The organism is Salinifilum aidingensis (assembly GCF_054782015.1).
In genome coordinates this window covers 188,431-200,159 of record NZ_BAAGTH010000008.1, presented here as the reverse complement: position 1 = coordinate 200,159, position 11,729 = coordinate 188,431, and the positions used below count along the sequence as shown (strand labels likewise).

At 73.5% G+C, this 11,729-nt stretch carries 12 protein-coding genes and 2 riboswitches; of the genes, 11 read left to right on the top strand and 1 reads right to left on the bottom strand.

The window, feature by feature from the left end; translation table 11 throughout:
* Nucleotide 1: 1 nt before the first annotated feature.
* Genes ACYVJE_RS13050 through ACYVJE_RS13030 form a run of 5 tightly spaced genes read left to right on the top strand, consistent with a single transcriptional unit; the run spans nt 2 to nt 4,751 of the window.
* On the top strand, nt 2-787 hold the full coding sequence (locus tag ACYVJE_RS13050) for a 2,3-dihydro-2,3-dihydroxybenzoate dehydrogenase (RefSeq protein WP_461144641.1): 786 nt from the start codon (nt 2-4) through the stop codon (nt 785-787).
* Between the two features lie 49 nt (nt 788-836).
* Nucleotides 837-2,087, top strand: coding sequence for an isochorismate synthase DhbC (gene dhbC, locus ACYVJE_RS13045; protein WP_461144640.1), 1,251 nt, complete (start codon nt 837-839; stop codon nt 2,085-2,087).
* 51 nt (nt 2,088-2,138) lie between these two features.
* Nucleotides 2,139-3,803 carry a (2,3-dihydroxybenzoyl)adenylate synthase gene (locus tag ACYVJE_RS13040; RefSeq protein WP_461144639.1) on the top strand — a complete coding sequence of 555 codons (1,665 nt, stop codon included), beginning with the start codon at nt 2,139-2,141 and terminating at the stop codon, nt 3,801-3,803.
* 1 nt (nt 3,804) lies between these two features.
* Entirely contained in the window at nt 3,805-4,482 is a 678-nt protein-coding gene (locus tag ACYVJE_RS13035; RefSeq protein ID WP_461144638.1) for an isochorismatase family protein, read from the top strand.
* Between the two features lie 26 nt (nt 4,483-4,508).
* A complete protein-coding gene (locus ACYVJE_RS13030) occupies nt 4,509-4,751 on the top strand; it encodes a phosphopantetheine-binding protein (RefSeq protein WP_459159299.1) in 243 nt (80 codons plus the stop codon).
* 131 nt (nt 4,752-4,882) lie between these two features.
* Here ACYVJE_RS13030 and ACYVJE_RS13025 read toward each other — a convergent pair whose 3' ends face one another.
* The gene (locus ACYVJE_RS13025; protein WP_461144637.1) at nt 4,883-6,769 is read right to left on the bottom strand and encodes a propionyl-CoA synthetase; all 1,887 of its coding nucleotides are present in this window, start codon (nt 6,767-6,769) and stop codon (nt 4,883-4,885) included.
* A gap of 390 nt (nt 6,770-7,159) precedes the next feature.
* Between ACYVJE_RS13025 and ACYVJE_RS13020 the strand changes: the two genes are divergently transcribed.
* From ACYVJE_RS13020 to ACYVJE_RS12995, 6 genes are all read left to right on the top strand, one after another.
* Entirely contained in the window at nt 7,160-7,390 is a 231-nt protein-coding gene (locus ACYVJE_RS13020) for a hypothetical protein (RefSeq protein ID WP_461144636.1), read from the top strand.
* Between the two features lie 380 nt (nt 7,391-7,770).
* Complete coding sequence (locus ACYVJE_RS13015; protein ID WP_461144667.1) at nt 7,771-8,370, top strand: CDP-alcohol phosphatidyltransferase family protein; 600 nt, start codon at nt 7,771-7,773, stop codon at nt 8,368-8,370.
* A gap of 125 nt (nt 8,371-8,495) precedes the next feature.
* Nucleotides 8,496-8,879, top strand: coding sequence for a glycine cleavage system protein GcvH (gene gcvH / locus ACYVJE_RS13010; protein WP_459159303.1), 384 nt, complete (start codon nt 8,496-8,498; stop codon nt 8,877-8,879).
* Nucleotides 8,880-8,998: 119 nt separating this feature from the next.
* Entirely contained in the window at nt 8,999-9,463 is a 465-nt protein-coding gene (gene garA, locus ACYVJE_RS13005; protein WP_459159304.1) for a glycogen accumulation regulator GarA, read from the top strand.
* 342 nt (nt 9,464-9,805) lie between these two features.
* Nucleotides 9,806-10,282: a bifunctional nuclease family protein gene (locus ACYVJE_RS13000; protein ID WP_459159958.1), complete on the top strand. Its 477-nt coding sequence runs from the start codon at nt 9,806-9,808 to the stop codon at nt 10,280-10,282.
* A 530-nt stretch (nt 10,283-10,812) separates the two neighbouring features.
* Nucleotides 10,813-11,331: a MerR family transcriptional regulator gene (locus ACYVJE_RS12995; protein WP_459159305.1), complete on the top strand. Its 519-nt coding sequence runs from the start codon at nt 10,813-10,815 to the stop codon at nt 11,329-11,331.
* Nucleotides 11,332-11,467: 136 nt separating this feature from the next.
* A riboswitch (glycine riboswitch) is annotated at nt 11,468-11,565 on the top strand.
* Nucleotides 11,566-11,684, top strand: a riboswitch (glycine riboswitch). It abuts the riboswitch before it with no gap.
* Nucleotides 11,685-11,729 lie beyond the last annotated feature (45 nt).

The following is an 11,729-nucleotide window of genomic DNA, read 5'->3' as shown; positions in this document are numbered from 1 at the left end:
GATGGACGACACCGGGATCGCGGGCACGGTGGCGCTGGTGACCGGTGCTGCGCAAGGCATCGGGGCGGCCGTCGTGCGGGCTCTGGCGCGGCGCGGGGCGACCGTCGCCGCCGTCGACCGCAACGCCGAGGGGTTGGCCGCGGCGGGTTCCGCCGCTCGGGACCGGGGGTGCGCGGTGCGTGACTACCCGGCCGACGTCACCGACTCCGCCGCGGTGGCGGCCCTCACCGCTCGGGTCGAGCGGGAGTGCGGACCGCTCGACACCCTGGTCAATGTGGCCGGGGCCATGCGTGCGGGGCGGGTCCGTGACTTCACCGACGCGGACTGGGAGCATGTCTTCGCGGTGAACACCGACGGCGTGTTCCACACCTGCCGCGCGGTCGCCGACCGGATGGTGCCGCGGCAACGGGGCTGCATCGTCACGGTCGGGTCGAACGCCGCGGGGGTTCCCCGCCACGGCATGGCCGCCTACGCCGCGTCGAAAGCCGCGGCCGCCCAGTTCACCAAGTCGCTCGGCCTCGAGCTGGCCGAGGACGGCATCCGGTGCAACGTCGTTTCCCCCGGACCGACGGACACGGCCATGCAGCGATCACTGTGGACGGACGAGGGCGGTGCGCGCCGGGTGATCGCCGGCTCGCCGGAGACCTACAAGATCGGCATTCCGCTGGGGCGCCTCGCGGCCCCGGACAACGTCGCCGACGCGGTGGTGTTCCTGGTGTCGCGGCACGCCGAGCACATCACGTTGCAGGACCTCTACGTCGATGGGGGAACGACTCCCCGTGCCTGACCGGACCGAGGACGGCACCCGCAAGAACGGTGCGAGAACGAGGGGACGCATGACGACCACGAGCGAGCAGGACCCGCCCGTTCCCGACGAGCTGGCCGCGGACGAGCAGGCGCTGCGCCTGCTGGGCCTCTACGAACCCGGCGGCTCCGTCTTCTTCGCCTCGCAGGGGGGCGTGCTCCTCGGGCGCGGCGTGGACGCGACGGTTCCCAAGCTGACCTGCGCCCGCGCCGACCTGCCCGGACGGGTGCGCGAGTTCCTCACCGCCGCGCGGGACTTCGGGCGGGCCAACCCGATGGTGATGGGCGCGGTGCCCTTCGGCGAGAACCTGCCCGCGCACCTGGTCATGCCCACCGAGCTGGTGCGCTCGGCGCCGCTGAACGTCGTGGTCCCCCAGCGGGCGCTGCCCGCCGTGTCCGACTGCACCCCGCGGGAGGTCCCCTCGGCGGACGAGTACGAGCGCGGTGTGCGGCGGGTGCTGTCCCGCATGCAGCGCGGCGAGCTGAGCAAGGCCGTGCTGGCGCGCTCGCTGGAGCTGGGCACGTCCGAGTCCGTCGACGCCCGCCGGGTGCTGCGCAACTTCGCCCTGGCCAACCCCGCCGGGCACACCTTCGCCGTGGACCTGCCGGCCCGCGGTGAGGACGGCACCCGCTCGGGTGTGGCCGCGCCGCGCCTGAGCCGGACGTTCACCGGGTCCAGCCCGGAGCTGCTCGTGTCCCGCCAGGGGATGACCGTGCGGTCGCAGCCCATGGCCGGTTCCCGGCCGCGCGGCGCGGACGCGGCCGAGGACCACCGCCTGGCCACCGATCTATCCACATCGGACAAGGAGCACCGGGAGCACGTGGCCGTCGTCGAGCAGGTCGCCGAAACGCTGCGCCCCTACTGCACGCACCTGGACGTGCCCGAGGCGCCGACGCTGGTCAGCACCCCCACGATGTGGCACCTGGCCACCGAGATCACCGGCGAGCTCGCCGATCCCGCGGTGAGCTCGCTGGAACTGGCCACCGCCCTGCACCCCACGCCCGCGGTGTGCGGAGCGCCGGGGGAGGCGGCCCGCGAGGTCATCGACGCCGCCGAACCGTTCGACCGCGGCTTCTACGCGGGCCTGGTCGGCTGGTGCGACGCGGACGGGGACGGGGAGTGGGTGGTCGCCATCCGCTGCGCCGACATCGAACCCGAGGTGCTGCGCCTGTTCGCCGGCGCCGGCATCGTCCGCGGCTCGGACCCGAGCGCCGAGCTCGCCGAGACCACCGCGAAGCTGCGGACCGCGCTGTCCGCGGTGGGGCTCGACCGGGAGGTGTGACGCGCCGCAGGCGCGAACCGCCCGGTCCGCACGCACGACACGAGGAGCACGATGACGGCCCCGGACGTTCTGCCCGGATGCCCGACCTGGCCGGAGGAGTTCGCCCGCCACTACCGCGAGCGCGGCTACTGGCGCGGGGAAACCTTCCCGCGGATGCTGTCCGAGCGCGCGGCGCGGCACCCGGAGCGCACCGCGATCACCGACGAGCACCGCCGCGTCACCTACGGCGAACTCGCCGCGCGCGCCGAACGGCTGGCGGCGGGGCTGGGCGAACTGGGCATCGGCGCCGGCGACCGCGTGGTGGTCCAGCTGCCGAACACCGCCGAGCTGTTCGAGGTGAGCTTCGCGCTGTTCCGCGCGGGCGCTGTCCCGGTGTTCGCGCTGCCCGCGCACCGCGCCACCGAGATCGCCTACTTCTGCGAGCACGGAGAAGCCGCCGCCTACATCACCGTCGACCGCGAGGCCGGTTTCGACCACCGCGGGCTGGCCGAGCAGGTGCGCGCGGAAGTCCCCGGCCTGCAGCACGTGATCATCGCCGGCGAGGTCGGCGAGCACGACTTCCACGCGTTGTCCGAAGTGGACGCCGAACCGGCGGGGGCGCCCGAACCGCGGCCGCACGACATCGCCTTCCTGCAGCTGTCCGGGGGCAGCACCGGAGTCCCGAAGCTCATCCCGCGCACCCACGACGACTACATCTACTCGTTCCGCGCGAGCAACGACATCTGCGGCGTGACCGCGGAGACGGTGTTCCTCGTGGCCCTGCCCGCGGCGCACAACTTCCCGATGAGCTCGCCCGGCAGCTTCGGCGTGCTCCGCGCGGGCGGGCACGTCGTCCTGGCCCGCAAACCCGGCCCGGACGTGGCCTTCGCGCTCATCGAGGCCGAGCGCGTTACGCTCACCGCCGTCGTGCCGCCGCTGGCCGCGGTGTGGCTCGACTCCGCCGAGACCACCGAGCACGACCTGTCCAGCCTGCAGGTGCTGCAGATCGGCGGGGCCAAGTGCCCCGAGGAACTGGCCCGCCGGGTGCGGCCCGCGACGGGGGCGCAGCTGCAGCAGGTGTTCGGCATGGCCGAGGGGCTGGTGAACTACACGCGGCTGGACGACCCGGACGAGGTCGTGCTCACCACCCAGGGCCGACCGATCTCCCCGGACGACGAGGTCCTCGTCGTCGACGACGAGGACCGGCCCGTGCCCACCGGGGAAGTCGGCCACCTGCTCACCCGCGGCCCGTACACGATCAGGGGCTACTACCGCGCCGAGGAGCACAACGCCCGCGCGTTCACCCCGGAGGGCTTCTACCGCACCGGGGACCTCGTGCGGCTGACCGCGGGCGGCAACATCGTCGTCTCCGGACGTGCCAAGGAGCAGATCAACCGCGGCGGCGAGAAGATCGCGGCCGAGGAGGTGGAGAACCACCTCGTGGCCCACCCCGCGGTGCGCGACGCCGCCGTGGTGCCCGTGCCGGACCAGTACCTGGGCGAGCGGACCTGCGCGTTCGTCATCGCCCGCACCGACCCGCCGAAGGCCCGCGAGCTGATCTCCTTCGTCCGCGGGCGCGGGCTCGCCGGCTACAAGGTGCCGGACCGCGTCGAGTTCGTCGCGGAGTTCCCGCACACCGGCGCGGGCAAGACCAGCAAGAAGGAGTTGCGCGCGGTGATCGAGCGGGAGCTGCTCCCGGCGGTGCTGGAGCGCTCCGCCGAGGGGGAGGGGAAGTAGCGTGGCGCTGCCGAGGATCGCACCGTACCCGGTGCCCGACGAGCTGCCGGAGAACCGGGTCCCGTGGCGGCCCGACCCCGCCCGCGCCGTCCTGCTGATCCACGACATGGAGCAGCACTTCGTCGGCGCGTTCGAGCGGGACGCCGACCCGCTGCGCCGGGTCGTGCCGAACATCCGGCGGCTGCGCGCGCAGGCCCGCCGCTGCGGCGTGCCCGTGGTGTACTGCGCGCAACCCGGCGGGCAGACCCGCCGGCAGCGCGGGCTGCAGTGGGACTGGTGGGGTCCCGGCCTGGCCGCCAGCGACAAGTCCGGCATCATCCCGGAGCTCGCCCCCGCGGCCGACGACGTGCTGCTGACGAAGTGGCGCTACAGCGCGTTCCAGCACACCTCGCTGGCAGACCGGATGCGGCAGTGGGGTCGCGACCAGCTCGTCGTCACCGGCGTCTACGGCCACATCGGGTGCCTGCTCACCACGGCCGAGGCCTTCCAGCTGGACCTGCCCGCGTTCCTCGTCGCCGACGGGATCGCGGACTTCTCCGCGGAGGACCACCGCATGGCGCTGGACTACGCGGCCAAGCGCTGCGCCGTCGTGGGATCGACCGGCTGGATCACCGATGAGCTCGCCGGCACCACCGTTCCCGCCGGGCACGTGCGGCCCGTGGTCGGCGAGGACGCCTGAACGAGCGAGCGACGAGAGGGGAGAGCATGCCGGAGACGGCAGGAACCGGTGCGCTGAGCCGCGGGGAGGTGCGGGAGCACGTCGCCGAGCTGCTGCAGGAGAGCGCCGCGGAGATCGGCGACGAGGACGACCTGCTCGACTGGGGCCTCGACTCGATGCGGATCATGGCGCTCGTCGAGAAGCTGCGAGCCCGGGGCGTGCAGGTCGGCTTCGCCGACCTCGGCGAGACGACCACGTTGCGCCAGTGGTGGGAGGTCCTCGGCCTCTGAACCGGCGCGGTGCTGCGGTGCTGCCGGGGAGGGCCGCTCCGTCCCCTCCGCGCGCCGGAACCCGCCCGCGCCGCAGCGGCCCCGCCCTCGCACGCGGGCCCGCGGCGGCCTGTGGTCCCGCGGCGGCCGGGTCACTCCTGCCGGGCGGCCCGCAGCGCCGGGCGCAGCGCCTCCAGCACCTCGGGGTCCTCGATCGTCGACGGCACCGCCGTCCGGTCGGCGTCGGCGATCTCCCGCATCGACTTGCGCAGGATCTTGCCCGAACGGGTCTTCGGCAGCGCGTCCACCACGGCGACACCGCGCGGGGTGGCGATCGCGCCGACGCGGTTGCGCACGCTCTCGGTCAGCTCCGCGGCGACCGCCTCCGCCGAGTCCGCCGCCCCGGCCTTGAGCACCACGAGCCCGTACGGCACCTGGCCCTTGAGCGGGTCGTGCACCCCGATCACCGCGCACTCGGCCACCGCCGGGTGCTCGGCCAGCACGGCTTCCATCGCGCCGGGGGAGAGGCGGTGGCCCGCCGTGTTGATCACGTCGTCGGTGCGGCCGAGGACGAACACGTAACCGTCCTCGTCGACGTAGCCGCCGTCGCCCGTGGCGTAGTAACCCGGGTAGCTCGCCAGGTACGACTCCCGGAAGCGCTCGTCGTCGCCCCACAGCGTCGGCGCCGTGCCCGGCGGCAGCGGCAGCCGCAGGCACAGCGCCCCCTCGGTGCCGGTGGGAACCTCCGCGCCGGACTCGTCGAGCACCCGCACGTCGTAGCCCGGCATCGGGACCGTGGGGGAGCCGGCCTTGAGCGGCATCGGTTCGAGCCCGCGCGGGTTGGCGCAGATCGGCCAGCCCGTCTCGGTCTGCCACCAGTGGTCGACCACCGGCACGCGCACCTTCTCGCCGGCCCAGTGGTACGTCTCCGGGTCGAGGCGCTCCCCGGCGAGGAAGAGGCTGCGCAGGCCGGACAGGTCGTGGCGGTGCATCAGCTCGGCGTCCGGATCGGCCTTGCGGATCGCCCGGAACGCCGTCGGAGCGGTGAACAGCACCCGCACGCCGTGCTCGGCGATGACCCGCCAGAACGCGCCCGCGTCCGGGGTGCCCACCGGCTTGCCCTCGTAGAGCACCGTGGTCGCGCCGACCAGCAGCGGCGCGTAGACGATGTAGGAGTGGCCGACGACCCATCCCACGTCGGAGGCCGTCCAGAACACGTCACCGGGGTGGATGTCGTAGATGTTCGGCAGCGACCAGGCCAGCGCGACTGCGTGCCCCCCGTTGTCGCGGACCACGCCCTTCGGCCGCCCCGTGGTGCCCGAGGTGTGCAGCACGTAGAGCGGATCGGTGGCCGCCACCGGGACGCACTCGGCCGGGTGCGCGTCCCGCAGGGCCTCGTCCCAGTCCAGGTCGCGCGGGCCCGGTTCGGCCGGGGACTGCGGACGCTGCACGAGCAGCACGCGGTCCGGCTGGTGGGTCGTGCGGCTCAGCGCCTCGTCGACGATGGGTTTGTACGGCACGACCCGCTGCGGTTCGATCCCGCACGAACCGGCGACGATCACCTTCGGCTGGGCGTCCTCGATGCGCGCTGCCAGCTCGTCCGGGGCGAACCCGCCGAAGACCACCGAGTGCACCGCCCCGATCCGCGCGCAGGCGAGCATCGCCACGATCGCCTGGGGGATCATCGGCAGGTAGAGCACGACGCGGTCACCGCGCGCCACCCCCTGCTCGCGCAGCGCGCCCGCGCACCGCGCGACCCGGTCGAGCAGCTCGCGGTAGCTCCACGTCTCCGCCGCCGCTGCGACCGGCGAGTCCCACACCACCGCCGGCTGGTCCCCGCGGCCGTCGCGGACGTGCCGGTCGAGCGCGTTGAAGCAGGTGTTCATCCGCCCGTCGGGGAACCAGCGGTAGAACGGCGCGTTCCCGTCGTCGAGCGCCCGGGTCGGCTCGGTGTCCCAGTCGATCGCCCGGGCCGCGCGCAGCCAGAAGCGCTCGGGGTCGTGCAGGCTTTCGTGGTGCAGATCGGCATAACCCGCCATCGGCAACCTCCGCGGGAACGGTGGGGAACGGATCCCCGTGTCCTACCGCACGCCCGCAGGTGATGCCAGGGGGCGGCCCGCGGCGGGCTCCCGGGCCCGCACGGGGCCCGGGGTGCTCCCCGGAGCGGTGTCCGGCCGGGCGCTCCGCCCGGTGCCCGGTGCAGCTGTTCGGTCCGGCGCTCGCGTGATCGGCGCCGCGCTCGCGCTCGGCGACGCGTGGTGTTCGTCCGGCGACTGTTCGTGTCGGGTGCGCGACATGTGGTGGAGGAGTCCGCACAATCGGCGGCGGGACGCCTCGCCGGGCGTTCCGCCGAGGCCGGCGCCGCGGGGAGATGCGGTGCCGGCGCCGCAACGTTCGCCGGTGAGCACGGACGGGAGGTGCTTTCCGCAATGACAGGTGACGGAGCCCGCGACGCCTCCGGGGCCGGTGGGAGCGAAGCCGCCGAGGACCTGCCCACCGCGCTGCACAGCGTGGTGTGGAGCCACGGGCACGCCTACGTGCTCGAAGGACTGAGCGGGGCCCGCTGGGCCGGGGTCGACGACCGCGGCCGACCGTGCTTCCTCACCGACGCCGACCTGCGGCGTCGCGGCTTCACCGTGCAGCGGGCTCGCACGGCCTGAGCGACCGGGCGGTGCGCAGCGCCGCCCCGACTTGCGCCGCGCGTCCCCGGACCGCGCCGCGGTGGGGGCGCGCTCGGCGGCCACTGTTCGATCACCGCGCGGTTGCGCTGCGCACGTCGGTCCCGCACCGGGGCGGTGGGCCGCATGTGCGATCCTCATCCGGGGAGGCGTCGTACCGATGGGCTCGGTACCGGCGGCGGCGCGACACACAGGGGGAGGCCGTGGTGCACGACGCGGACAGCACCACGAACGGCACCGCGCGAGGACCGGCCGAGGAACCGGGGGCGTCGGCGAGCGACCCCGCCGGAACCGGGGACCAGCCCGGCGGCGCCACCGCTGCTTCCGGCGAGGGCGCGCCGATCGAACCCGGCATCGAGCGGATGCGCGAGGTCGCCGTCGGACTCTGGCACGACCCGTGGTTCACCGTGCCGAACCTGCTCAGCGCGATCCGGCTGGGCGGGGTGCCGCTGTTCCTGTGGCTGCTGCTCGGCCCGCAGGCCGACCTGCTGGCCCTGCTCGTCCTCGTCGCCAGCGGTGTGACCGACTGGCTCGACGGGAAGCTGGCGCGGTGGCTCGGGCAGTACAGCCGGCTCGGCGAAGTCCTCGACCCGGTGGCCGACCGCCTCTACATCGTGGCGACGCTGGTCGCCTTCGTGCTGCGCGACGTCGTCCCCTGGTGGATCGCCGCGGTGCTCGTCGGGCGGGACGTGGTGCTGGCGCTGTGCGTGCCGGTGCTGCGCTTCTGCGGATTCCAGCCGCCGGACGTGCACTACCTGGGCAAGGCGGCCACGTTCTGCCTGATGTACGCCTTCCCGATGCTGCTGCTGGTGCAGGAGGACATCGCGCTCAGCGAGGTGCTGCGGCCCATCGCGTACGCGCTGACCTGCTGGGGCGGCGTGCTCTACCTCTGGGCCGGCGTGCTCTACCTGGGGCAGGTGACCGCAGCGCTGCGGGAGGCGGCGCGCGCGGTGCGCGGATGACGCGCCCGGCGCAGCGCGTGTTGCGGGACGTGCCGGTGGGCAATACGCTGCCCGCCGGCGGATGATCTCGCGAGCCCGGCCGGTGACCGGGCTGAGCAGCGCCCCCGAGCAGGAAGGCGGACCCAGTGGCCTCGGAGGAGATCAGGTACACCCAGGAGCACGAGTGGGTGCGCCGCACCGATGCGGAGACCGTGCGCGTCGGCATCACCGACTACGCGCAGCAGCAGCTCGGTGACGTCGTGTTCGTGCAGGTGCCGGACGTGGACGAGGGCGTCGAAGCCGGCGGGGCGATGGGCGAGGTCGAGTCGACCAAGAGCGTGTCGGACCTCTACGCCCCGGTCGGCGGTGTCGTCACCGCCCGCAACGAGGCCCTGCAGGACCGGCCCGAGCTGGTCAACAGCGACCCCTTCGGGCAGGGGTGGCTCGTGGAGCTGCGCCTGGCGGACGTCGCCGAGTGGGACGTGCTGCTCGACGCCGAGGCCTACCAGCGGCTGATCGAGCAGGAATGACCGCGCCGCGGCGCGCGTTGATCACTGCGGCGACCGGGACTCCCGCGTACTCGGGCTGGTGCCGGCGCGGTACGTTGGAATCTCGTTGGCACGATCTATCCGCGTAGAGGAGAGCTCAGGTGAGCCAGAACAGCGGCTCCGGTGACGTCCCACCGGAGCAGTCACCGGAGACCACCTCGGTCTTCAAGCCCTTCTCGGAGCAGGACGGCACCGAGAGCGCCCCGCAGACCGAGTCCGCGGGCTCAGGGGTCGACGCGCTGCCGGCCGGGTCGGCGCTGCTGGTGGTGAAGCGCGGTCCGAACGCGGGCTCGCGGTTCCTGCTGGACCGGGAGACCACCAGCACGGGGCGGCACCCGGACAGCGACATCTTCCTCGACGACGTCACGGTCTCGCGCCGGCACGCCGAGTTCCGGCGCGAGGGCAACGACTTCGTCGTCGTCGACGTCGGCAGCCTCAACGGCACCTACGTCAACCGGGAACCGGTGGACACCTCGGTGCTGGCCAACGGTGACGAGGTGCAGGTCGGCAAGTTCCGGTTGGTGTTCCTGACCGGGCCGGCCGACGGGGGACAGAGCGCGCGCTGAAGCGGCAGCGGACCTGAACGCGGGGCGACGCCGGTGAGCGGGCGCCGCCCCGAGCGGTGCGAGTGTCGCCGCCGAGGCGCGACTGCGCGGCCCGGTCAGCCTTCGCGTCCACCGCCGCCCGCGGGGCGGTGTAGGGTGACGAGCGCTGCCGTCGGCCGGGAACCCGCGGCGATCCGCCGAGCGGCGGGGTTGCGACGGGCCCGCGCCTCCCGTCGGGGCGGTGCGCAGTGGAGGACGGACGGCTGGGCGCGTCCGCCGTATCGCGGGTAGCGTCGGAAGCGTCGGTGCGCGATCCTCGACAGGGATGTCACGCTTCGGCGCGCTGGAGGAGGCGATGTGACGATGAGCAGCGAGATGCGCGTCGTCGGCGTGCGCGTGGAACTACCGGCCAACCAGCCGATCCTGCTGCTGCGGGAGACGGAGGGTGAGCGGTACCTGCCGATCTGGATCGGCTCGGTGGAGGCGACCGCCATCGCGCTGGAGCAGCAGGGGGTGCGGCCGGCGCGTCCGCTGACGCACGATCTGCTCAAGGATGTGATCGGTGCCCTGGGGCGTGATCTCGAGCAGGTGCGTATCACGGATCTGCAGGAGGGGACGTTCTTCGCCGAACTCGTCTTCGACGGGGACGTGCGAGTGTCGGCTCGGCCGAGCGACTCGGTGGCTCTGGCCCTGCGCGCCGGCGTGTCCATCCACGCCGACGAGGCGGTGCTGGACGAGGCAGGTCTGATCATCCCGGACGAGCAGGAAGACGAAGTGGAGAAGTTCCGCGAGTTCCTGGATTCGGTCTCACCGGAGGACTTCCGCGGCGCGGACACGTGACCGCGCGAGGACGATCGCGGAGCGACGGGGCCCTCGGCGCGGTCGAGGGCCCCGTCGTCGTCGCGCTCCCTCGCCCGCGTGTGGCGGGGGCGGCGCGGAGGCCCCGCCGCTGTTGATCTTCTCCGGCGTGGTCCGCGCGTCGCGTTGACCGCCCACACCGGGCGGCCTACTGTCGAATTGCGCGAATCGCTCCGGTGTCGTTTTCGCTGGCAGTCGTGGGGGATCGGGACAGCAGGGAGGTCCCGGCTGCTGGCGCCGAGGCGGGTGCTGGCGGGCACCCGGGCGCGTCGGCTGCCGGGACCGGCAGCCGGGCCGGAGCGGATTCGCCGAACGCACCGGACCGGATTCGTCGGCAGCGTGCCGGACGAGGGGAGGCAGGCGTGGTCGAGCAAGCGCCCGAGCGGGGTTCCGCAGGGGAAGAGGACGAGTCGCCTGGTGCGCCGTCCGCTGGGACCGCTGCGACCGGTGCGCCCCCGATGCCCGGCGGGGGCGGCGTGACGGAGGAATCGTCCCCGCGCGGGGCCGGCGGAATGCTGCCCGAGGACTCGGTATCCGACGAGCTCGTCGGTTTCCGGGGAGCGGCGGCGTGCCAGATCGCGGGCATCACCTACCGCCAGTTGGACTACTGGGCGCGCACGAAGCTCGTGGGCCCGTCGATCCGCAGCGCCACCGGTTCGGGTTCGCAGCGGCTCTACTCGTTCAAGGACATCCTCGTGCTCAAGGTGGTCAAACGGCTGCTGGACACGGGGGTGTCGCTGCACAACATCCGGCTGGCCGTGGACCACCTGCGCAGCAGGGGGGTGCGCGACCTGGCGGGGCTCACGTTGTTCAGCGATGGCACCACCGTCTACGAGTGCACCTCCCCCGAGGAGGTCGTCGACCTGCTGCAGGGCGGGCAGGGCGTCTTCGGGATCGCCGTGAGCGGGGCGATGCGCGAGATCACCGGGACGATCCACGAGTTCCCCGCCGAACGCGCCGACGGCGCGCTGGTCGAACCGCTCGAGGAGGACGAGCTCTCCCGCCGGCGGCGGGACCGGCGCACCGGGTGACCGCGGGCCCGGGGCCGCGACCCCGGCGGGGACGGGCGCACCGCGCGCTCGCGCCGGTGCGCACCGTCAAGCAGGTGTGCGTCAGCTGACAGCCCCTCGGGCGGGAGCGCCTGATCAGGTATGCTCACGACATCGCTGACCCCGTGCGGGAGAGTTCGGCTCGAGCGATCGAGTCGGCGCCGAAGGAGCAAATCTCCCCATCAACCTCTCAGGCCACTGGACCGCGCGGGCGAGATGCCTCTGGAAAGAGGGTGCGGCGACGGCGGCGCACCCCGCCGACGGTGCAAGTCCGGCCGGACCGCCGGACGAAGCTCTCAGGCGTTCGCGCAGCGAACAGTGACAGAGGGGGAGAGTCGGCAGCACGCTGGTGTTGCCGCCCCCTTGTTCGCCGCGAAGAT